Annotated in this window: 25 protein-coding genes and 2 other annotated features; of the genes, 2 read left to right on the top strand and 23 right to left on the bottom strand. The window is 32.1% G+C overall.

From position 1 onward, the window contains the following. Positions 1-51: 51 nt before the first annotated feature. The 15 genes from secDF to HMPREF2586_RS10930 all read right to left on the bottom strand — a co-directional run bounded on the left by secDF (position 52) and on the right by HMPREF2586_RS10930 (position 12,219). Positions 52-2,328, bottom strand: a complete 2,277-nt coding sequence (gene secDF / locus HMPREF2586_RS10865) for a protein translocase subunit SecDF (protein ID WP_046207916.1) — start codon at positions 2,326-2,328, stop codon at positions 52-54. A 326-nt stretch (positions 2,329-2,654) separates the two neighbouring features. Further along, positions 2,655-2,915: a preprotein translocase subunit YajC gene (gene yajC, locus HMPREF2586_RS10870; protein ID WP_019468514.1), complete on the bottom strand. Its 261-nt coding sequence runs from the start codon at positions 2,913-2,915 to the stop codon at positions 2,655-2,657. Between the two features lie 17 nt (positions 2,916-2,932). Further along, entirely contained in the window at positions 2,933-4,072 is a 1,140-nt protein-coding gene (gene tgt / locus HMPREF2586_RS10875; RefSeq protein ID WP_019468513.1) for a tRNA guanosine(34) transglycosylase Tgt, read from the bottom strand. A gap of 24 nt (positions 4,073-4,096) precedes the next feature. Continuing rightward, entirely contained in the window at positions 4,097-5,122 is a 1,026-nt protein-coding gene (gene queA, locus HMPREF2586_RS10880; RefSeq protein WP_070039355.1) for a tRNA preQ1(34) S-adenosylmethionine ribosyltransferase-isomerase QueA, read from the bottom strand. Between the two features lie 2 nt (positions 5,123-5,124). Then, positions 5,125-6,126: a Holliday junction branch migration DNA helicase RuvB gene (gene ruvB / locus HMPREF2586_RS10885; protein ID WP_046207919.1), complete on the bottom strand. Its 1,002-nt coding sequence runs from the start codon at positions 6,124-6,126 to the stop codon at positions 5,125-5,127. Positions 6,127-6,159: 33 nt separating this feature from the next. After that, positions 6,160-6,762 (bottom strand): Holliday junction branch migration protein RuvA, encoded by a 603-nt coding sequence (gene ruvA / locus HMPREF2586_RS10890; RefSeq protein WP_070658660.1) that lies wholly within the window; start codon positions 6,760-6,762, stop codon positions 6,160-6,162. Between the two features lie 12 nt (positions 6,763-6,774). Then, complete coding sequence (locus tag HMPREF2586_RS10895) at positions 6,775-7,230, bottom strand: ACT domain-containing protein (RefSeq protein WP_046207921.1); 456 nt, start codon at positions 7,228-7,230, stop codon at positions 6,775-6,777. 11 nt (positions 7,231-7,241) lie between these two features. Continuing rightward, positions 7,242-8,534, bottom strand: a complete 1,293-nt coding sequence (gene obgE, locus HMPREF2586_RS10900; RefSeq protein WP_070658662.1) for a GTPase ObgE — start codon at positions 8,532-8,534, stop codon at positions 7,242-7,244. A 129-nt stretch (positions 8,535-8,663) separates the two neighbouring features. After that, positions 8,664-8,948 carry a 50S ribosomal protein L27 gene (gene rpmA / locus HMPREF2586_RS10905; protein ID WP_019468507.1) on the bottom strand — a complete coding sequence of 95 codons (285 nt, stop codon included), beginning with the start codon at positions 8,946-8,948 and terminating at the stop codon, positions 8,664-8,666. Between the two features lie 11 nt (positions 8,949-8,959). Continuing rightward, entirely contained in the window at positions 8,960-9,280 is a 321-nt protein-coding gene (locus HMPREF2586_RS10910; RefSeq protein ID WP_046207923.1) for a ribosomal-processing cysteine protease Prp, read from the bottom strand. Positions 9,281-9,282: 2 nt separating this feature from the next. Next, positions 9,283-9,591, bottom strand: a complete 309-nt coding sequence (gene rplU / locus HMPREF2586_RS10915) for a 50S ribosomal protein L21 (protein ID WP_046207924.1) — start codon at positions 9,589-9,591, stop codon at positions 9,283-9,285. 12 nt (positions 9,592-9,603) lie between these two features. Then, positions 9,604-9,677 (bottom strand) — a sequence feature (ribosomal protein L21 leader region). A 29-nt stretch (positions 9,678-9,706) separates the two neighbouring features. Next, a complete protein-coding gene (gene mreD, locus HMPREF2586_RS10920) occupies positions 9,707-10,231 on the bottom strand; it encodes a rod shape-determining protein MreD (protein WP_046207925.1) in 525 nt (174 codons plus the stop codon). Beyond that, positions 10,231-11,073, bottom strand: coding sequence for a rod shape-determining protein MreC (mreC, locus tag HMPREF2586_RS10925; RefSeq protein ID WP_070658664.1), 843 nt, complete (start codon positions 11,071-11,073; stop codon positions 10,231-10,233). The genes mreD and mreC overlap by 1 nt, the downstream gene beginning before the upstream one ends. 461 nt (positions 11,074-11,534) lie before the next feature. Further along, positions 11,535-11,693: a hypothetical protein gene (locus HMPREF2586_RS12900; RefSeq protein WP_164987239.1), complete on the bottom strand. Its 159-nt coding sequence runs from the start codon at positions 11,691-11,693 to the stop codon at positions 11,535-11,537. Between the two features lie 67 nt (positions 11,694-11,760). Beyond that, entirely contained in the window at positions 11,761-12,219 is a 459-nt protein-coding gene (locus tag HMPREF2586_RS10930) for a DUF4930 family protein (protein ID WP_046207927.1), read from the bottom strand. Positions 12,220-12,365: 146 nt separating this feature from the next. Here HMPREF2586_RS10930 and HMPREF2586_RS10935 point away from each other — a divergent pair, with 146 nt between their 5' ends. Then, entirely contained in the window at positions 12,366-12,545 is a 180-nt protein-coding gene (locus HMPREF2586_RS10935) for a hypothetical protein (protein WP_019468500.1), read from the top strand. A 412-nt stretch (positions 12,546-12,957) separates the two neighbouring features. Here HMPREF2586_RS10935 and radC read toward each other — a convergent pair whose 3' ends face one another. The 7 genes from radC to HMPREF2586_RS10965 form a co-directional block, all read right to left on the bottom strand. After that, a complete protein-coding gene (gene radC, locus HMPREF2586_RS10940) occupies positions 12,958-13,635 on the bottom strand; it encodes a RadC family protein (protein WP_070039347.1) in 678 nt (225 codons plus the stop codon). 217 nt (positions 13,636-13,852) lie between these two features. Continuing rightward, positions 13,853-14,062, bottom strand: coding sequence for a hypothetical protein (locus HMPREF2586_RS12735; protein WP_075100080.1), 210 nt, complete (start codon positions 14,060-14,062; stop codon positions 13,853-13,855). 159 nt (positions 14,063-14,221) lie between these two features. Then, a complete protein-coding gene (locus HMPREF2586_RS10945; protein ID WP_046207647.1) occupies positions 14,222-15,043 on the bottom strand; it encodes a squalene/phytoene synthase family protein in 822 nt (273 codons plus the stop codon). Between the two features lie 233 nt (positions 15,044-15,276). Next, complete coding sequence (locus HMPREF2586_RS10950) at positions 15,277-16,125, bottom strand: aldo/keto reductase (protein ID WP_070658666.1); 849 nt, start codon at positions 16,123-16,125, stop codon at positions 15,277-15,279. A 125-nt stretch (positions 16,126-16,250) separates the two neighbouring features. Continuing rightward, positions 16,251-16,961, bottom strand: coding sequence for a prepilin peptidase (locus tag HMPREF2586_RS13055; protein WP_070658668.1), 711 nt, complete (start codon positions 16,959-16,961; stop codon positions 16,251-16,253). A gap of 180 nt (positions 16,962-17,141) precedes the next feature. Continuing rightward, on the bottom strand, positions 17,142-18,404 hold the full coding sequence (locus HMPREF2586_RS10960; RefSeq protein ID WP_070658670.1) for a bifunctional folylpolyglutamate synthase/dihydrofolate synthase: 1,263 nt from the start codon (positions 18,402-18,404) through the stop codon (positions 17,142-17,144). Between the two features lie 11 nt (positions 18,405-18,415). Beyond that, positions 18,416-21,046, bottom strand: a complete 2,631-nt coding sequence (locus HMPREF2586_RS10965; protein WP_064208864.1) for a valine--tRNA ligase — start codon at positions 21,044-21,046, stop codon at positions 18,416-18,418. A 40-nt stretch (positions 21,047-21,086) separates the two neighbouring features. Continuing rightward, positions 21,087-21,327 (bottom strand) — a binding site (T-box leader). A 58-nt stretch (positions 21,328-21,385) separates the two neighbouring features. Here HMPREF2586_RS10965 and HMPREF2586_RS10970 point away from each other — a divergent pair. Then, on the top strand, positions 21,386-21,964 hold the full coding sequence (locus HMPREF2586_RS10970; protein ID WP_046207652.1) for a DNA-3-methyladenine glycosylase I: 579 nt from the start codon (positions 21,386-21,388) through the stop codon (positions 21,962-21,964). Between the two features lie 354 nt (positions 21,965-22,318). On the opposite strand, the gene HMPREF2586_RS10975 is transcribed toward HMPREF2586_RS10970, so the two are convergent. Continuing rightward, positions 22,319-23,401: an AbrB family transcriptional regulator gene (locus tag HMPREF2586_RS10975; protein WP_064208863.1), complete on the bottom strand. Its 1,083-nt coding sequence runs from the start codon at positions 23,399-23,401 to the stop codon at positions 22,319-22,321. Positions 23,402-23,625 lie beyond the last annotated feature (224 nt).

Here is a 23,625-nt window from a genome sequence, read left to right on the forward strand (position 1 = left end):
TCCCATACTGATTTATGATTGATTTTTAAGTTAGTACCTATTAGATATTAATTATACTAATATTTTTTCATCATTTGATTTTTTCTCTTTATATACAATAAGTTTATTGTCGTCTGATTTTTTAAGCTGACGTTTTTTCATAATTCCCCATAAAGGAACAGCTATAAATACTGATGAGAACACACCAGATATTAAACCAATTAACAACGCTAATGAGAAATTGAAAATACTTGGTGCACCGAATGCTAATAGTGCAACTACGACAATAATCACTGTCAGCACTGTATTGATAGAACGCGTCATTGTTTGACGAATCGATCTATTGACAATATCATCGATTTGTTCAGGTTTCGTAATCACTTTTATTTTATGCAAGTTCTCACGCACCCTGTCAAACGTTACAATCGTATCATTAATTGAGTAACCAATGATAGTTAGCACGGCTGCAATAAATGTAATATCAACTTCTAATCTAAATAGACTGAAAACTGCCACAATCATAAATGCATCGTGTAATAATGCTAGTACTGAAGACAGTCCCATACGCCATTCAAATCTGAAAGTGATATAAATAATGATACCAATGGCAGCATATAATAATGCCATCATCGCATTTTTAGCCAATTCTTGACCTATAACTGGTGAAACAGTATTTACCGTTGGATCATTGCCAAATGATTTATCAATTGTGTTCTTAATTTTTGAAACTTCATCTTTAGATAAATCATTTTTAAATTGTACTGTTGCATTTTTACCATTTTCACCTAAAGAAACTTGTGTAGGTTTAAAATCTTGATCTTCAAGTGTTTTTGTCACTTTCGCTTCAGATATTTTATCTTTTGATTCAAAGTCAACTCTTGTACCACTTGTAAAATCAATACCTAAGTTTAGTTTGAAAATAAACAGTATCACTGCACCGACAATTAAAATTAGTACGCTTAGTGACAACAATGGCTTGGCTAACTTCATGAAATCCCAACGCTCATAAGGGGTTTTTAAATCATGAACTTCCTTACCTTCATTTATATCTGCAATATGATGCTTGTTCACACCAAACAACCAAGATGATTTTTTGAAGAAATTTGAAGAAACAAGCAATGATAGCAACCATCTGGATAAAAATACTGCTGTTACAAAAATCATTAATATGCCAAGTAACAACATCGTTGCGAAACCTTTAACAGAACTTTCACCAAAGAAGAACAATACAGCAGCAGCAATCACAGTTGTAAGCTGCGCATCTACTATGGTTAAGAATGAACTTTTATTCGCTTTTTTGTAAGCTTGTTTAAGTGTTCGTCCAATTTTCAGTTCATCTTTAATCCGTTCATACATGATAATATTCGCATCGACTGCCATACCGACACCCAGCACTAAAGCTGCAAGGCCTGGTAACGTTAAGACACCAGAAATGAAATTAAATGCTACTAATGTTAAGTAAATATAAACAGTAAGTGCAATAACAGCTACTAATCCTGGTAAACGATAGAAACCTAACATAAATAAATAAATAACTGCAATACCAATTGCCGCAGCAAATATGGTTTTATCTAATGCATCTTGTCCAAATTGTGCACCTACTGAATTTGAGTAAATTTCATTTAAATCTACAGGTAATGACCCGGAATTTAATAAATCAGCAATTTGTTTTGCTTCTTCAATCCCTTTTTCACCTTTAAATCCACCAGAAATTTCCACACTATCTGAATTGATAGGTTTGTCAACTGAAGCAGCAGACACGTATTTTGGATCTTTTTTATTCATTTCTTTATGGTAAGTATCACCTTTTTCGTGATCTAGCCATACAACCATGACATTTTCATCTTTTTTTGAAATTTCTTCTGTTACTTTTTTAAATTTATCACTATCTTTTAATTTAAAAGTAACCGCGGGCTGATTCGTATTTTGTTTGAATTCTTGTTTCGCTGAACCCTGTTGTATATCTTTACCCGTAAGTTTGATATTGTCATCAGCATCACGAATCGTTAAATTAGCTTGTGATGATAAAATTTCTCTAGCTTGAGATTGATTTTTTATACCTGCTAATTGTACACGGATTCTATTTTTATCTTCCACTTGAATTTTAGGTTCAGAAACCCCTAAAACGTTCACACGGTTTTCAAGTGTTTTTGCTGTGGCTTTGACAGCTTTATCATCAATTTTATCTCCTTTTTGTAAAGGATCAACTTGATATAAAACCTCAAAACCACCTTGTAAATCTAATCCGAGGCTGACATTTTTAACTACATTTTTATATGTAAGTCCTATCCCGCCTAACAATAGAACCACAAGTAATATAAATGCAACTATTCTACTACTCTTCTTCACTTGAACACCTCATTGTAAGCTTATGTTATAATTTTTTCAGAATTCAATCGCCATCTTTATCATTTACTCGACGATTAAACTTTTTCTCAATAACCTTACATATTTTAACACATTACATGTAGTGTAAAAACAAACTTAACTTATTTGTAACTTCTTTTTAAATGTAAGTGTTATCAATTGTAATGATTACTTAAGCTATATAAAATATTTGCTTTTGTCTATCTTTCATTATAACACCAACTATATCTTTAAAGTCCAATATCTTTAGGTTTTGTTAAACAAAAAACGAACTGATAGTATATATCAGTTCGTAATTATAACGTGATTTATGAAGGATCAACTTGTTTAATAGCTGGCTTTTCTAGAGTAATTTCTGTACCGTTGCCATTTAAAGTTAATACAACTGTAGTTTCGTCAACGCTACGTACAGTTCCTTTAATGCCACCTATAGTCGTAACGTGTTGTCCAGATGAAATCTGACTAATCATTTCACGATGCTCTTTAGCCTTTTTCTGTTGTGGTCTAATTAAGAAGAACCACATTAATACTAATAATAATATCGGTAATATCAATGAAGTAAATTGCATATAGTTATTGCTCCCTTTTAAAAGTTTTTTGGGTTTTCTACATTTAGTCCATACTGTTCAAAAAATTCTTCTTTAAAATCAAGTAAACGATCATCACGAATAGCTTGTCGGATGTTTTCCATTAATTTCAGCAAGAAATGTAAATTATGATAAGTAGTAAGACGGATACCAAAAGTTTCTTCTGCTTTTATTAAATGCCTTATGTATGCTCTACTATAATTTTTACAAGTATAGCAGTCACAATTATCATCAAGTGGACCTAAATCTTCAGCATATTTAGCATTTTTTATAGTAACACGGCCATGTGAAGTCATACATGTACCATTACGTGCAATACGCGTAGGTAATACACAATCAAACATATCCATACCTCGAATGCTACATTCTATTAATGCATCTGGCGAACCCACACCCATTAAATAGCGCGGTTTGTCTTTAGGCATAAATTGTTGTGTATGCGAGACCATATCATACATTACTGGCTTTGGTTCTCCAACAGATAAACCTCCAATTGCATATCCAGGAAAATCCAACGCCACTAACTCTTCAGCGCTTTGTTGACGTAAATCTTTATATTCTCCACCTTGGATAATACCAAATAAAGCTTGATCTTCGGGTCTTTGATGCGCTTGTAAACATCTAGCAGCCCATCTACTTGTTCTTTCGATTGAATCTTTTACATATTTATATTCAGCTGGCATAGGTGGACATTCATCAAATGCCATCATAATATCTGAACCAAGGTCATTTTGAATCTGCATTGATTTTTCAGGACTCAAGAATAATTTCGAACCATTAGTATGATGACGGAATTCAACACCTTCTTCAGTAATTTTTCTTAAATTACTTAAACTAAATACTTGAAAACCACCTGAATCTGTCAGTATTGGACCATTCCAGTTCATGAACTGATGTAATCCCCCACTCTTTTTGATAATATCATTTCCTGGTTGCAACCACAAATGATATGTATTTCCTAATATTATTTTTGCTTCCATCTGATGCAATTCTTCAGGGCTCATCGTTTTCACTGTGGCTTTGGTTCCAACAGGCATAAACATTGGTGTTTCAAACGATCCATGAGGTGTATGCACGATTCCTAATCTTGCTCCAGATTGTTTACATGTTTTTATATGTTCATACGTTACAGCTGGCATACAAAAACTCCTTTCGTTTCATTCCTATAAAATTAACATTGCATCGCCGAAACTAAAAAATCTATATTCCAATTTGACTGCCTGTTGATAGGCGTTCAGTATGTAATCTCTTGAACTAAATGCAGAAACTAACATAACTAATGTGGATTTCGGCAAGTGAAAGTTGGTAATTAATCCATCTATCGCTTTAAATTTAAAGCCAGGATAGATAAAAATATCAGTCCATCCACTGTCTGCTACAAAATTGTTACGTGATTGCATGATTGTTTCCAATGTTCTAGTAGAAGTCGTACCTACTGAAATAATACGATGCCCATTTGATTTTGTATGGTTTAGTAAATCTGCCGTATCTTGATCCATCTGATAATATTCACTATGCATTTCGTGATCATCTATATTTTCAACACTCACAGGTCTAAATGTACCTAATCCAACATGCAAAGTAATGAATGCGATATTAACACCTTTAGCTTGCAATTGCTCAAGTAGTTTATCGGTGAAGTGAAGTCCAGCTGTAGGAGCCGCCGCCGATCCGGATGCTTTTGCATAAACGGTTTGATAACGATCTGGGTCATCCAAACGCTCTTTAATGTAAGGAGGTAAGGGCATTTCGCCTAATTCATCCAAGCGCTCTTGTAATATACCTTCATAGTTTAAACGCATGATTCTTCCGCCTTGATCTAATGTTTCGATACATTCAGCTACTATTTTGCCTTCACCAAAAGACAATTTGTCTCCTACTTTAATTCTTTTTGCTGGTTTCAATAAGACTTCCCAGTCATTATCTTCGAGTTGCGTTAGCATCAGCATTTCCACTTTTGCACCTGTTTCTTCTTTCAAACCAAATAAGCGTGCAGGCATGACTTTTGTGTCATTAAGTACTAATGTATCTCCTGCTTCTAAATAATCAATGATATTTTTAAAGTGTTTATGCACAATATTTCCAGTTTTTCTACCAAGCACAAGCAATCTACTCTCATCTCTAGTTTTTAGAGGCGTTTGAGCGATTAATGATTCTGGCAAATGATAATCAAATGCTTCAATATCCAAAACTATTCCTTCTTTCCATTCTTACTAAAATGTTCATAAGCATAAGCTGTCGCTCTACGCCCTCTTGGTGTACGTTCAATAAAACCTTTTTGTATTAAAAATGGTTCGTAAACATCTTCTATTGTGACACGTTCTTCTCCAATAGAAACAGCAATTGTATCTAAACCTACTGGGCCACCTTTATATTGTTCTAGGATGCAGTTCATCATCTTATGATCAATATAATCTAATCCTTCATCATCTACTTGTAACAATGCTAGTGATTGTTTTGTCGTATCAATACTAATCAATTCATCTTCTTTAACTTGTTGAAAATCTCTTACGCGTTTTAACAGTCTGTTCGCAACTCTCGGTGTACCTCTACTTCTTTTCGCAAGTTCAATTGCACTTTCATCATCAATAGTCGTACCTAATACTTCTGCGGTGCGTATTATAATTTCTTTTAATTCATCTTCTCTATAATATTCTAATCTCAGATGAACACCAAATCGATCACGTAAAGGCGCAGTTAAGCTTCCTGCTCTGGTTGTAGCACCTATCAATGTAAAAGGCGGCAAGTCTATACGTATACTTCGCGCTTCTTCTCCCTTACCTATTACAATATCAAGAAAGAAATCTTCCATTGCTGGATATAAAACTTCTTCCACAACACTACTTAACCTGTGTATTTCATCGATAAACAACACGTCTCCAGGTTGTAAACTAGACAGAATGGCTGCTAAGTCACCCGGTCTTTCAATAGATGGGCCAGATATGGTTCTAATATTAACTTCCATTTCATTCGCGATGATATTGGATAAAGTTGTCTTGCCTAATCCAGGGGGGCCAAATAATAGCACATGATCTAACGGTTCTTTCCTAATTTTAGCTGCTTTGATAAAAACTTCTAAATTTGATTTAATCGTTGACTGTCCTATATATTGGCGTAATCTTTCTGGTCTTAAAGATAACTCAAATGATGATTCATCTTCATGCATAGATTGATCTACCATTCTATCATCCATTTGTAATTCCCCCTTCTTAAAATTTCAACAAACTTAAGCTATGAGCAATTGTAAACCACGCTTCACTGCATCGTCTATTGAGTCAAAAGATTCTTTATTTAAAGTTTTTTCAACTTTATTTAACTCTCTCTTAGAATAACCTAGCGCTTCTAAAGCTAGTAACGCTTCTTTAACAATAGCAGAATTTTGCTGATCATCATGTTCTACATTAAATAAGTGACTGCTATCTTCCTCAGTTATTTGTACTTTACCTTTAAGATCTAAAACAATTTGACGCGCTGTTTTTTTACCTATACCTGGGAATTTTGTTAAATAAGCATCATTTTCATTCTCAATTGCAACTTTCACTTCATTTGGTGAGCTACTAGCTAAAATTGCTAATGCTGATTTAGGACCGATGCCTGTCACTTTAATTAAACTTAAGAACATGTCTTTTTCCTCTTGATTAATAAAGCCATAAAGCAGCTGTGCATCTTCTCTTACAATCAATGAAGTATGGATCAAAATCTCTTGATCTTTATATTTTTGAAATCGATATGAGTTTGGCGTTTGAATCTCATAACCTACACCTGAAGCTTCTAACACTACATGAGTAGGATTTAAAACAGTTAAAGTTCCTTTAATATATGCGTACACAGTCACACTTCCTTATATAGTCATACTAATGAGTTCAACATTAGAAATATGTTCAATCTTTTTCAATGAATTTATAACTTCATCTATTTCTAAATCTGTGTCTTTACCATCTAATGATAGTGTAATGGTAGCTCTACCGTCCATCGGTATACTTTGATGAATCGTCAGCACTGACAAATCTAATTTAGAAAGTGTATTTAAAACTTTAGCTAACATACCTATGATGTCATTTACATACAATATCAATGTAAACTCTCTTGTTTCCTCTAATTTTTCGTCAACTGGAAATATCGTGTCTCGATATTTATAAAACGCACTGCGGGATAAATCGAATTGCTTCACTGCTTCAAATATGGACAATGATGGGTCATTTTTCAAAACTTCTTTGATTTGTAAAGTTTTAACCACTGATTCAGGTAAAACATCTTCACGAATTAAATAAAACTTTTTATTTTCATTTTTGTCCATATCAAGCACTCCTATTCAACAAATTCAAATTCTCCACCGAGTATTCTTACAATATCTCCATTTTCACAACCACGTTCACGTAGTGCATCGTCAATACCCATTGAACGCATTTGACGCGCAAAACGTCTAACGGCTGGATCACTATTAAAGTCAGTCATTTTGAACATTCTTTCTATGGCTTTACCACTCACTACGTAAGCAGCATCATCGTCTCTTGTAATCGTAAATGCATCCTGGCTAGGCGTGTGTTTATAGACAACTCTATTAACACCCAAATCTTCTTCTTCCTTATTAAAATCTACATCTTTAACTTCTTCTAGTGTATCAGCAATAGCATATAATAATTCATCAATATTGTCGTGCATTACTGTAGACAACGGAATAATACGTACACTGGTATCATTTAATTGTTCTTTAAAAATAGTTAGATTATCTTCTGCATCGGGGATATCCATTTTATTAGCAACAACTATTTGTGGTCGATCTTCTAATCTATGTTCATAAGCTTTTAATTCTTCATTAATAATTTGATAATCTTCGTAAGGATCTCGACCTTCTGAACCACTCATATCAATCATATGCACAATTACTTTGGTTCTCTCAACGTGTCTTAAAAACTGATGACCTAATCCGATACCTTCAGAAGCGCCTTGTATAAGACCAGGTAAATCCGCCATCACAAAACTTCGATGATCTTTGGTAGAGACAACACCTAAGTTAGGTTTAATAGTCGTAAAATGATAAGCTCCAATCTTTGGTTTTGCTTTAGAAACTATTGATAGTAATGTAGATTTCCCAACACTTGGGAAACCGACTAAACCAACATCTGCAAGTAGTTTTAATTCCAAAGTAACCTCAATTTCTTCACCTGGTTCACCATTTTCACTAAAATCTGGTGCAGGGTTTCGTGGAGAAGCAAAGCGTGAATTCCCACGACCACCACGACCGCCTCTAGCAACTGTAGCACGCTGTCCATTCTCTACTAAATCTGCTAATACTTCTTCAGTTTCAACACTTTTAATGATTGTACCTGGTGGCACTTTTAATACTAAATGCTCAGCGTTTTTCCCGTGCATATTACTACTTTGGCCACCTTCACCTCTTTTAGCTTTGAAATGTGTTTGATATCTGAAATCTAATAACGTTCTTAGACCTTCATCTACTTCGAACACAATTGAAGCTCCGTTACCACCATCACCACCAGCTGGTCCACCAAATGGTACGTATTTTTCTCTTCTGTATGCAGTTATGCCATTACCACCATCACCAGCTTTAAGTGATATTTTAACTTGATCAACAAACATGATTTCACCTCTTTTTTACTAAATTTAATTTACATATCTTGTATATTATAGCATTTTCTAGATAACTAGAAAATAAAGACAAAAATAAACACCAGAAGTCATCACTTCTGGTGTTAACATTAACAAAAATTACTCAGCAGCTGCGTATACAGATACTTGTTTTTTGTCTCGACCTTTACGTTCGAATTTTACAACGCCGTCGATTTTAGCGAATAATGTATCGTCGCCACCACGACCAACATTTTCACCAGGATAAATTTTAGTACCACGTTGACGGAACAAAATAGAACCGCCAGTAACGAATTGACCATCCGCACGCTTAGCACCTAAACGTTTTGATTCAGAGTCACGTCCGTTTTTTGTAGAACTTACCCCTTTTTTAGATGCGAAGAACTGTAAGTTTAATTTTAACATTTGGTTGCACCTCACTTATAATTTAATCTAATATTTTCTTTGTATTCTTCTTCAATTGTCTGCAAAGAGACTAACATTGCCTGAAGAATTAATTGCGCTTTTTCGTTATGTGTATCGACACTTCTAACATGGAAGTATCCACCGTCATCACTATAGTCAATGTCGGGTTTCTCGGTTGTTAATCCCATTATAGCATTAACACTACCGAAAATAACTGCAGATGCTCCTGCACATACAATGTCATAACCATACTCACCATGTTCGGCATGACCATCCATGACAACGTCTGTTACTTGGCCCGAATCATTTAATGTAACATCTACATTAATCATAGTTATGCGTTGATTTTGTCGATTGTTAATTTAGTGTATGGTTGACGATGACCTTTTTTACGTTTAGAGTCTTTACGACGTCTATAAGTGAATACAGTAATTTTTTTACCGCGACCTTGTTTGTTTACAGTAGCAGTAACTGTTGCACCTTCAACTGTTGGCGCACCAACTTTAACTGAATCTCCACCTACAAATAATACTTTATCAAAAGTGAAAGAATCACCTTCATTTACGTCTAATCTTTCAACGAAAATTTCTTGTCCTTCTTCAACTTTTACTTGTTTTCCACCTGTTTCAATAATAGCAAACATACTTTGCACCTCCTATAATTTAAGTCACGCCAAAATCAGGTGACATCACTGTACTTGAACCTGAATTTGAGCGGTTGTATGTAGCTAGAAACTACTCAACTACTGCATTTTAGCATTACAATCTTTTACTGTCAATCTTCAATTGGATTTTTTTGAGAAATTTTGTTATTAGCGGATACAAAATAATTAATAAAATAAAGTTTAGTATAAACGTCGGTAACATTCTAAAAATCACAAATTCAAATAAATTAAATTGAACTAATCCTAAAGCACTATATATAATTGCTACATAAATTTCTAACACGAGTGTACTCAACAATACGATTGTAAATAGCATCGAATGATCTCGATAAAATACTTTGAAGAAAAAATCCATGATGACAACTAATAAAATATAACCAAATAAATATAGTCCGTAAAAACTTCCATAATATAAATCGGTAATTAATCCTAAGACAATTGAGAAAACCATTGCTACACCAAAGCCTCTATAGACACTCATGATTAAGATGTACATTATCGTTAAATGAGGCACGAAGATGATTTCATTTCCAGAAATTTGCATAGGTATCACTAGTGCAATTGCAGTATCAATATAAAAAAGAATGATACCAATAAGAAAGTAGTAAAACGTACGCATTAATTATCACCACTTTCAGTATCAGGCACCGTATTAGGGTCTCTTTTAGCAACATAAACATGGCTTAAATCAGCTAAATCAGTACCAGTTTTCACTCTAACTTCTTTAGATAAGCCATACTCATCATTTTCAACTTTTGCTACTTCACCTATGTATAACCCTGTTGGAAGCTGATCAGCTAATCCACTTGTAACTACTTTATCTCCTTTTTTAATACTGTCTTTATTGTTTATATCAGATATTACTAGCTCTTCAGTTTTAGCATCATAATGGTCTATGAGACCAAACACATTTTTGTCATCATGTTGAATATTGACAGATAAGCGATTCGCCCTTGTATTTGTTGATATTAAATCTACTTGTGAAGAGAATTGATTCACTTTAGAGATACGTCCAACTAATCCATCAGAAGTCATTACTGCCATATTATTTTTGATGCCATCTTTTGCACCCTGATTAATCACTAATGTATTCATCCACTGATCAGGATTTCTTGAAAGAACTGTGCTTGAAATTGGATCAAATTTAGATATATCTTCAATATCTAATTCTTTTTTATACTTTTTATTTTCTGATTTTAACCTTTGATTTTCTGCTTCTAACTGTTTTATTTCACTTGATTGCTTTTTGGAGTCGCCATTAGAAAAAATACTATTGATAGATCCAGTAACAAAGTGGACTGGATAACTCACAGCTTTTTGGCCAAAAGCAACCGTATCTCCCACATATTGTTCAATATGTGATTGTGATTGTGAGCGTAATGACACACCAATCAAGGCTATAAACACAATGATTGCACATAATATAACAATCAATTTGTTGTTTCTAAAAAACTTTGACAACCTAAACACCTCTATTAACCAACTATTTTATCTTCTTCTTATCATTTTATATTACTACTAAAACGAAATAAAGCACGAACATAAAGAATATAGAACAAAATTTATTTACGGATTTAAATATGAAGATAAGTTTATTATATTTTATATTCAAACATTGTGATAACTTGTATTATAGCAGTAATTATATAGAATAGTGTATTATTTAGTATTGATTTTAACACATCAATTAATTTTTATAATAGGCAACTAAAAATAACGTCAAGGTAACCCATTATTCATTTCAATAAATATCCAACCGCATAAAAAAGAACGAGTCAAAATCAATCATATCCAAATCGACTTTAAAACTCGTCCTGCTTATTTATCCTATTTATTTTTAAAAATCTAAGAAATGCTTAGAAGCAGTGTAAACTGCTATTACATACACATTCGATTAACTTTTAGTACTTGATTAAATAAATCTAATTTTTTTCTTCATCTGATGATGTTTTAGAGTCGTTAGACTTACTAGATTCTTTTTCATCTTCTTTATAAAGCGTTTCTTCTTTACGCCAACGTGCAAATAAATTTTGTGCTTTTGCTTGTTCGTCTGCTTTTTTTTCATTAGATTTTTCACTCATTATAAACACCAACCTTTTCTTATTACTTATATAAGGCTAACTTATTTATTAAAAGAATTCAAATCCATTACTCATAATTTGATGCTGGCTTTAATTCTATATGTTCACCTAATTGATTAAGGTCTTGATTCATCTCTATTTCAGTTTTATAAACTCTCATAGATTCAGAACCAAATTTATATATAATAAATTCATCGCCACGTTGCCCAGCCAAATAAGAGTCGTTATATCCCATTCTTTCAATACCAGTTACTGACATAAACTCTCGTTTATCAATCCAATTAAACATATTCTTCGTTTGACTAAGTGGAACGTTATTTAAAATATCATTATCTTCCACTGAATATCTTTGTCCACCTGTTAGGTGCCCTTTATTTGCGCTATTATTTAAGGATGATTCATCATTGTGCATTGGATTCCAATCTTGGTCTTTTAAAAAAGGCGCGTATTTGAGTGCGAAAAATACAATTACTATAATGGCAATAATAGCTATAATATTCTTTATAATGCTAAATATGAAACGCATGAACCATCCTCCTATTTTATTCATCAAAATTATAGTATGTTTAATAAAGTTTATCATCAGACTATAGGTGTATTTATATTTTAACTATAGACCGATGTATGTTTCATGCATTAATATTAAACTATATTAAAAGGAGTGAATAGACAATGAGTATTTTATCTATAATCCTGCTTGCACTCTTAGTTATCTTATTATTTAGAGTAGGTTTATCTATTTTAAGATTTTTAATCTATGTTGGCATAATTGTATTATGTATTTACCTAGGATACCAAGGCATTCTTTGGTTAATGGAAAATTATAATCAATTTTTCAGTTTTATAAATTAAAATTTTAGCGCTTATAGACATTGATGTCCAATAAGCGCCTTTTTTTATTTCATATGACTGTTTTTCGCAATTACACGCTTACATTAATAACAAGCACACAATAATAACGCCCAAATTAATCTAACGACGACCGTACTAAAAATGAATAAGCCTAATCTTTCAAAAATTAAGACGCGTTGATGAAACTGTACCGCCAACCGTCAAAATCAAAATAGTACTATATAAATGCATTATAATCATTTTAATCATTTGCATTTAATAAATCACAGGTAATAATAGCGCAACTAAAAGTATATTGCCTACTGCTTAACCAGCTAATTTGATGTCTCGGATATAAAATAACTATCTAGTATATAATGACAGAGCTATTCAATATCATCAGCAATATTAACTCCATTTAAACTAACACAGTTTAATCAAAATATCCTTCTTCTACCATACTTAAATATTCATGGTCTCCTATAATGACATGGTCTAATAAATCAATACCTAAAAGTTGTCCACATTCTCTAAGTCTTTCGGTGGTTTTAATATCTTCATTTGAAGGTGTTGTATCACCAGATGGATGGTTATGTAAAACGATAATCGCATTACTGGCACATTTAATCGCTTCACTAAATATTTCTCTTGGATGTACGATTGAAGCATTTAACGTACCTATAAATATTGTTTTCTTTTTTATAACGATATTTTTGGAATTTAAGAAAAGTACAATAAATTTTTCTTGTTTTAAGTGTTCCATCTGACCCATCATAAAGTCCGCCACATCTTTAGGGCTAGTGATTTGAATTTTATCATCGACGCTTCCAGAATGTATGCGCTCTCCTAATTCAAATGCTGCTTTCAATATAAGTGCTTTATACAGTCCCACACCTTTTATTTTGTTTAAATCGTTAATGGATAATGCTTTTAACTCCTTTAAATTATCTACTGATTTTAGTAATTCATTAGCTATGTCTAAACTTGAACTACCTTTTCTACCTGTATTAATTAGAATAGCTAATAATTCAGCATGTGATAAATACCTAGCACCCTGACTCAACATACGTTCTCTTGGTTTTTGATGATCTGCAAGTTCATTTATTTTCAATAAATAACAACTCCTATGAAATAATCTAGATGTATTACAATATTGGTAAACTTAATCATTTGTAATGTCATTGGAATAAGATTCTTTAGAAGATTTCAAAAGTGAGATGTATTTATTCTACTACGAATGATATCTCATGTAGACTTTTTTCTCATTAATCTAATAATTGTTAATTTCTAGCTAAAAATTTTTAATTCAATATGAAACAGTTGCATCATTAAAATTTATGATTATCAAAATGATTACTATCATGCTGATATTTTCTAAAACTATCTATTAAAATGAAAATGCCTAATCCAAGTATGATTAAAGGAAGTATGATGATGAAATATATTGTGAGTTTCCCAAATATATTAGTTAAAAATGCTAAAGCAAATATTATTAAAAATACAAAATTTAATAAACTTAATAGTGTCGTTCTATTCATAACTGAATCCATCCTTAAATTAATGTCTGTTCAAAGATATCTCATAATAGTGCGTTAAAATTCGACAAATAAAATCATACATTTTATATATAATTAAAAAGCATAGTAAATTTCAACATGTAAATCTTACAAATTAAAATAACTATGCTTTTAATCAAACTACTCTTCTTTTTTAACTTCTTCTACTGTTTTTTCAACTTCTTCACGTGTCATTTTTTCACGTCCATTTTTCATTGCTTTTAATGTTTTATGTGCGAACGCTAATGGTAAACGACAAAACAACAATATCGTTCTTTTATTGATAGCCTTCATGTATTCATCAGCTTTTGCTAAATTTTCTTCAGCATATACAAATAAATCTGCGCGAGTCCAACCATCTGGAACAAAGCTTACGTCACGTTCTTCAAGATCTTCTTCCTCGTTACGAAGGATGTTGACAGCCTGCAGTCCTCTTCCGTAGCCTATTGCTAAATCTCTATCTGTTTTAACATTTGCACAAACATCCCAGAGTTTAGATAGCATTACACCTACAAGCCCAGCCACATAATATGTATAATCATCTAAATCATCGCGAGATTTAATTCTCCAATTAGCTTTTGCCCATTTTGCCATACCATACGCCATTTCACTAGAAGATTCTCTAACGATTGACCGTGTGTGTTCAGGGCAAGCATCCAACCAATCTTCCAATCTTACTGTAACCTCTGGTAATTTATCTTTGACTGGATTTATGATTTCTAAATATTTTTCTGAATCAAAAGGTGTTTTAAGTAAATCGCTAATTTGCATTAACATATGATACTTTAAATCATTACTAATTTCTTCATGATCTTCAATTTCATCAATTGCACGCATAACTAAATATGCACAAGCTACAGAATGTTTTAGTTCTTTTTCTAAAAAAGTAATTGGAATATAAAACGTACGGCTTGTCTCTTTTAAAACGCGCATTGCATCTTTTGGGAATTTCTTTTCTGCCATTTTATGAGTTCCCCTCCCTTTTCTTGATATTATCATATTTTTAAATATTAAAATAGCATATGCTATACTGTTAGCAGATTTATACTTATGTTATTTAAATATATTAAAAAGCGAGAATAAAATCGACTAAAATTAATCAATTCTATTGCCCGCTTCTAGGAGTTAGCAAACACAGATTTTTAAAATACTAAGCTTCTAAAAATTTTAGTACTTAAATGTAACTTTAAATTCTATTATACAAACTCTTCGTATTCATAAGGATTTTGTCCTTCAACACGACCATTTTCACCTTTGTCTAATGCATCAATTTTAGCAATATCTTGATCTGATAGTTCAAAGTCTAGATATTTAAAGTTATCACGTTGATGGTTAAATTGTGATGCTTTAACTACAGGAAAAACATGTTTTTGGTTTACCCAATTAATAATGACTTGTGCTGTAGAACGATGATATTTTTCAGCAATTTCTTTAATTGTATCATTCATTAGCACATCATTAATCTCACGACCCAATGGACTCCACGCTTCTGATAAAATACCACGCTTATCATTTTCTTCAATTAATTCACTATTATTAAAGTATGGGTGAATTTCTATTTGGTTAGTTACCGGAGTAACTCCTGTTGCCTCAATGATGTCATCTAAATGATCAGGCATAAAATTAGATACACCTATTGATTTTATTAATCCATATTTTTGAGCATCAACTAATGCTTGCCAAGCTTCTACATATTTACCTTGTTTAGGATTAGGCCAATGAACTAGATATTTATCAAAATAATCTAAACCTGTTCTATAAAGAGATTCTTGTATCAAGTTAATTGCCTTATCATATTCATGAGCCAAACCTGGTAATTTGGCACTAACATAAATTTCTTCTCTAGGAATACTAGAACGACGAATAGCTTCACCTACCATCCCTTCATTATTGTAGTTAGTAGAAGTATCAATGACGCTATAACCTAGATTTAATGCATTTTCTAATTCTTTAACACCTTTACCACCTTGAATATTAACTGTACCTAATGCTATATGAGGTAATGTGGTACCATCATTTAATAGAAACTTTTTATTTAAACTCAATTTATAACTTCCTTTCAATATTAGGTGAGTTTTGTTACAAATCAACCTTAAATTGATTTTAAATCATTACTTTTATATTTTACCCTTTTTTAAGCATTTATAATCGCTATAGTTGTCTGAATTAATCATAAATATCTAAATCCTACTTCGAAAATTCTTAAATGTAATAAAACTGTCTCTATACAAAAAGCAAGATATATAAATGGAATAAGTGGTATTTTAATTTTTCGCTTTTTTGTTTGAAGCACTAATATCGTTGAAATTACACTGCCTAATAAGAAAGTAAGAAAGAGTATGTTAATAAAGATGGAATAAGGTATTAAGTAAGATAAAAGTGAACAAATTAATATATCGCCATATCCAATAGCATGTTTGAACAAGAAATAAAATATGTGTAGAAAGAATGTAACAATGACAAAATAATTAAGATGACCCTCAAAAATTATTGCACTAACAAAAGCAAATATTAAAAATATATGTAATGGGATAGAAAGTGTTTGTATATCAAAGAGAGCAAAAACAAGCAGAAATAAATATAAACATATGAAAGTACTTAACGCTTGTACACTTGGATGAAATAGTGTATAAAGTGCTGGTACTACTGACAATATTTCACCTAAGATATAACATCTACTAAGCGTTTGATTACAGCACGACGCCTTTCCAAAAAGTCTAATATAACTGAATATTGGTATGATATCTCTGTACCTCAATTGCTTATTACAGAAATCACATTTAGATCTACTTACCAAATACTTTAATTTAAAAGTTTCTACATAACATAACTGGTAAAGAAAACTAAATAATACAGGACATACAACAAACAATAACAGCAATGAATCGCCTCCTCTTGCTTATTATACCTGCAAGAGCCTAGCTTTTTAACAAAAATATCATTTTTTAAAGAATAGTAAATATTTGTAGAAAAAGCTAGTTAACTATTTAACAAAAACAATAAATACCTTTGGTTAAGTTGTAAAATAGTAACTAGCTTTATGATATTCAAATAAAAATATTTAGAAATTCACTTTCGCTTTAACTTCACTAATGAAATACAAACTACCTGTAATGACTAACCCTTGTCCTTCATAGTTTTCAATAAATTGAACAAAATCATCTACAGTTTCTTTTTGCTCGAATCGTATTTCATCATAAATTTCTTCTTTTGTACATGCTTTTGGAAAATCAAAATCGGTAATATACATTGTAGAAGCAATTGTTTTTAATTGATCAACCATTGCGTGGATAGGTTTGCCATTAATAGCTGCATACAAAACGTCCACATTGTCTATTTTATAATAATCTTTTAATGTCTTTATGAGTGCTTCTATACTTTCTAAATTATGCGCACCATCTATAATCATCAATGGATCATCTTTAACCTTTTCAATTCTTCCTGTCCAATGCACTGCTTCAATCCCATTGATCATCTTGTTAAAATCTAATTCCACTAACCCTGATTCATTTAATTCGATTAATGCTGTAATTGCCAATGCTGCATTCTCTTTTTGATGTTCACCAAACATATCCAAAATAAGCGTTTCTAGTTCATAATTCTTATAGCGATATGTAAATTCCTCACCTTGTGAAATCACACTGATATCTCTATCTAACTCGATACCTTCTGCATTTTGTTGTTCTACAAAATCACGAATGACTTTAAGTGCATCTTCATTCTTCACAGCATATATAACAGGTGTTTCAGGTTTAACAATTGCACCTTTATCTTTGGCAATATCTACATATGTGTCGCCTAAAATATCAACATGATCTAAACCAATACTCGTTAAAATGCTAAGCATTGGTTTAAATACATTGGTAGAATCATTTTTTATACCCAAGCCTGCTTCTACTATTACAAAGTCAACCGGATGAATTTCTCCAAAATATAGAAACATCATCGTTGTAATAATTTCAAATTCTGTTGCTGTTCCAAGTTCTGTTTCTGCTTCTAATGCTTCACTTACTGGTTTTACCTTTTGAACTAATTCTACAATGGCATCATCGCTAATTGGTACACCATTTAAACTTATACGTTCATTAAACGTTTCTATAAAAGGAGATGTAAAGGTCCCAATTTCATATCCATTGTCAACAAGCGCTGACCTTAAATAGGCAACTGTTGATCCTTTACCATTTGTACCACCGACATGAATACCATTGATATTAAATTGTGGATTGTTTAATTTATCTAGCATCCACTCCATGCGTTTAACACCTGGTTTAATGCCAAATTTAGTTCGTTCATGTATCCAATATAAGCTGTCTAGGTAATTCATGTTAAGGACTCCTATGCTTTTAATTGATTAATGCGTTCTTGTACACCATCATATTTTTCTTGATATGTTTGCTTTTTCTCACGTTCTTCATTAATAATTTTTTCAGGTGCTTTATTAACAAAGTTTTCATTTGCTAGTTTCTTATTAACACGGTCTAACTCTTTTTCCCATTTTTTGAGTTCATTTTCTAAGCGCGTAATTTCTTTATCCATGTCAATCAAGCCTTCTAATGGTAATACGACTTCACCAGCAGAAGTAATAGATGTCATTGCTTTTTCAGGGATATCTATTGTAGTTTTAATAATCAACTCACTTGGATGACAAAATCTATCAATATAATTTGAATTATTTAATAAAGTCTCTTTTATATTTTCATTTTTTGCTTGAATAAAAATTGGAATTGCTTTAGATAATGGCGTATCTACTTCTAAGCGTGATTGTCTTACGGATTTAATTATTTCAACAAGTTGTTGCATCGTTTCTTTACTTTCATCAAATACTAACTCATTATTGGATTTTGGCCAAGCTGCATTGACAATCGTTTCACCTTCGTGTGGTAAATTTTGCCAGATTTGTTCTGTTACAAATGGCATAAATGGGTGCAACATTCTCATCGTATTATCTAATACATATGTTAATACAGAACGTGTAACTTGTTTTTGATCTTCATCTTCTCCGTTCATAGGTATTTTACTCATTTCTATATACCAATCGCAGAATTCATCCCAAATAAAGTTATATAAAGCTCTGCCAACTTCTCCAAATTCATAACGTTCACTTAAATCAGTGACTGTATCTATTGTTTCATTTAAGCGTGTTAAAATCCATTTATCTGCTAATGATAAATTACGAGTTAAGTCAACATCTTCAACTTTGAAATTGTCACCAATATTCATCAGACTAAATCTAGCAGCATTCCAAATTTTATTAATAAAATTCCAAATTGATTCAACTTTTTCCGTAGAATAACGTAAATCATGACCAGGAGATGACCCAGTTGCTAAGAAATATCTTAAACTATCTGCGCCGTACTCATCGATTACGTCCATAGGATCAACACCATTGCCTAAAGATTTACTCATTTTACGGCCATCTTCAGCACGTACTAATCCATGTAATAACACATCATTAAATGGTCGTTGTCCTGTAAACTCAAGTCCTTGGAATATCATTCTGGCAACCCAAAAGAAAATAATATCATAACCGGTTACAAGTACATTAGTTGGATAATAACGTTGAAAATCTTCGTTTTCAGTATCAGGCCAACCTAATGTTGAAAATGGCCAAAGCGCACTTGAGAACCAAGTGTCTAATACATCCTCATCTTGCGTCCATTCTTCTGAATTTTGTGGAGGTGTTTCACCGACGTAAATTTCTCCTGTTTCATTATGATACCATGCAGGTATTTGATGCCCCCACCATAATTGTCGTGAAATCGTCCAATCTCTAATTTCTTCCATCCAACGATTAAATGTTTTTTCAAATCTTTGAGGTACAAAATCAATTCTATTATCCGTTTTTTGGTTATTTAACGCTTGTTCTGCTAATGGTTTCATTTTAACAAACCATTGTGTGGATAGATAAGGTTCAACGACCGCACCAGAACGTTCAGAATGTCCAACAGAGTGTTCATGTTCTTCAATTTTAATCACTAAATCCTGTTCTTGTAAATCTTTTACTAATGCTTCACGACATTCAAATCTATCCATACCTTGATATTTACCAGCATGTGCATTCATATGACCAGACTCATCCATAACAGTAATGCGCTCTAAATCATGACGGTTACCAATTTCAAAGTCATTTGGATCATGTGATGGCGTAACTTTCATCGCACCACTACCAAAATCGATATCCACATATTCATCTGCTAGAATTGGTAATTCTCTTCCAATTATAGGCAAGATTACAGTTTTACCTATCACATCTTTATAACGGTCATCATTCGGATTCACCACGATTGCAGTGTCACCTAACATTGTCTCAGGGCGCGTAGTTGCTATTTCTATATACCCATTGCCATCTGCGTAAGGATATTTGAAATGATAGAACTTGCCTTGAACATCTTCATGAATGACTTCTATATCAGATAAAGCAGTACGTGCAACTGGGTCCCAGTTGATAATGTATTCACCTCGATAGATGAGTCCTTTATTATACATATCGACGAATACTTTTTTTACCGCTTTACTAAGTCCTTCATCTAACGTAAAGCGTTCTCTACTATAATCTAAACCTAAACCTAATTTTGCCCATTGTTGTCTGATAAAATCAGCATACTCTTCTTTCCAGTCCCAGGCTTTTTCGAGGAATTTTTCTCTACCTAAGTCATGGCGAGATAAACCTTCTTCTTTGAGTTTCGCTTCTACTTTAGCTTGTGTCGCGATGCCAGCATGATCCATACCTGGTAAATATAGTGTGTCATACCCTTGCATACGTTTCATTCTTGTTATAATGTCTTGTAATGTTGTATCCCAGGCATGACCTAAATGTAATTTACCTGTTACGTTTGGGGGTGGAATAACAATTGTATATGTTTCTTTTGAATGATCTTCTGCTGCTTTAAAATAGCCATTACTGACCCATTGGTCATAACGCCCAGCTTCAACTTCGTTTGGATTATATTTGGGGTTCATTTCCATGTTTAAAATCCTCCTTAAATAAATAAAAACCCATCCTATAAAATAGGACGGGTTTACCGTGGTACCACCTAAATTCAAGAAATTAACATAATAATTTCAAGCACTTAAAATTATGATTAACGCTCAAACACGCTTTAACCTACTTTATTATCTTTGTTTTGACAAATTTCAGCTAAAGTTCAATGAGGGCTACCTTCAATAAGTTAAACTGTACATTTTCAGCGACCATGTACTCTCTGTTAAATTTCAGCTTATTTACTCTTCCCATTAGACAATATTTCTTTACTTGATTATAGTATAATGGATATGAAAATAAGTCAATAAAATGGAGTGAAATTTATGAATGAATGTGCGTTCGGCACTACAGATCCTGTATATATTAATTATCACAATGAAAGTTGGGGACATCCTATATATGATAGTTTGAAATTGTTTAAATTAATGGCGTTAGAATCCCAACATGCTGGTCTATCTTGGTTAACCATTTTAAAGAAAAAAGAAGCGTATGAACAAGCATTTTATAATTTCAATCCAGCTAAAATTGTAAAAATGACTTCAGAAGATATTGATAAGTTAATGGCATTTCCTAATATTGTTCATAACAGAAAAAAATTAGAGGCTATTGTCAATCAAGCTAAAGGTTATTTCAAAATTGAGCAAGATTACGGCAGTTTCAGTAAATTTTTATGGTCTTATGTCGATCATAAACCACTCGATTTAGGTTATATTCAATCAAGTGAACGGATTACAGTCGATCAACGTGCAACTGAACTTTCTAAAAAATTAAAACAATATGGATTTAGTTTTTTAGGTCCGGTAACTGTCTTCTCATTTTTAGAGGCAGCAGGACTATATAACGCTCACTTACAATCATGTCCTTATAATCCTAATATATACAACGGTGAGGGTTTTCATTAACATCAAACTAGTTTTGGTATAAAAAGTGACATGCTCCCTCATAGTTTTTATTTTTAAATGTCTACATGGAGGAGCATATTAGAGACTTTGTCGTCAGTCTGGCATGAGCTTTTGTTCATGTTTTTAGATTAAACAACTAGGAATCTTTCAAAAGTGAATCGATGTCATAAATATATAAATGATATGCATAAAATCATGAAAATTTAAATTTATAAAAACCACTCCGAAGAGTGGTCAAAAGGATGAAGTACTGGAGGTACTTCTCTTCTATAATATCAAACAGAAATGTGTTGTTCAATATATTAAATATTAAATTATTGTAAAAAAATAAAAGATTTACAAAGTTATATTTCGCTAATCATTTTTATTGCTTTCACGTTGACTTTCTCTAAATTTAAGAAAATAATTTAACATCGGTGCAATTAAAAATAATATAAAGAAAATTCTAAAGATATGATAACTAGATATCATCGCAACATCTGCGCCAGTTTCAATAGCAACTAATACGATTTGACTCATACCCCCAGGCGCAGCACCAAGGAATAGTTCATTTACTTGATGATGAGATACCGTTGCTATAAACAAGACCATCACAAATGCTAATAATATCAATAAAATATTCTGAAATGCTATTGCTATTGCAATTCTTCCTTTCATTTGGTCAAGTAATTTTGCTATTTGTATCCCTATTCGAATCATATATATGATTTGTGCTGCAGCAATGATGTAATTATCTAATGTGAAAGTCACGCCTGTAACTAAGTTCCAACATATCAGTACGAGGATAGGCGCAAGTAATTGCTTGGTTGGAAAATTTATTTTTGACATAACAAAATAAATAGCGACTATTGCGATAATGAGTAAAGCCATATTGGGAATTGTTAAAGCCCGTGTCAAAACTTCTGTAGATTGTCCAGACGTTGAATGATTTCCAGGGCTTTGAAAAAAATACGAAATAAATGGCACTAATATAACTACGAAAATGATTCTTGATGTTTGAGTTAAACTAACAACCATGATATTCGCTTTTTTATTTTCTTCTGCCATTATTAACATTTGACTTAAAGCGCCAGGAATTACACTTAAAATTGCCGTTTCAGTATTTACATTGGCAATTTTTTTGAAAAAATAAGCAATGATTAATGCTAAAATAAGTAACATAATTGTTATTAAAACAATCGTGAGCCAATCATCTTTAATGTCAAATATGACATTTTTAGTAAACGTAGAGCCAATTTGAACACCTAAAAGCACTAACCCGATTTGACTCAACCAAAACGGCCACTTTATATCTAAATGTAAATAGCGTATACAAACGATACTAGCAATAATTGGACCAAACATAAATGGTAGCAAAACATGGGCAGCATTTAGTGCCAAACTAAAAATAAGCGCTAATATTAATACGATTATATTATTTTTAAAATGCTTATTCATATGCTCACAACTTTCCTTAGTATCGTTATATATACATGTCTAACTAAAACAATGGAGCGAGTTAGAAATCAAAATGCTTAATTTGATTTCGAATCCTCGCCCCATTAAGGTAAAAAGAACTCTAAAAAGTAAGTACAATTAAATATTTGTTAATGAAGCTTTTAAAATACTGTTTAATTTGGCTAAGTAGTAAATACCAACATTAAATTTTTAAATGACTAACA

It is taken from the genome of Staphylococcus sp. HMSC034G07, from assembly GCF_001835975.1.
Classification (GTDB): Bacteria; Bacillota; Bacilli; order Staphylococcales; family Staphylococcaceae; genus Staphylococcus; species Staphylococcus ureilyticus.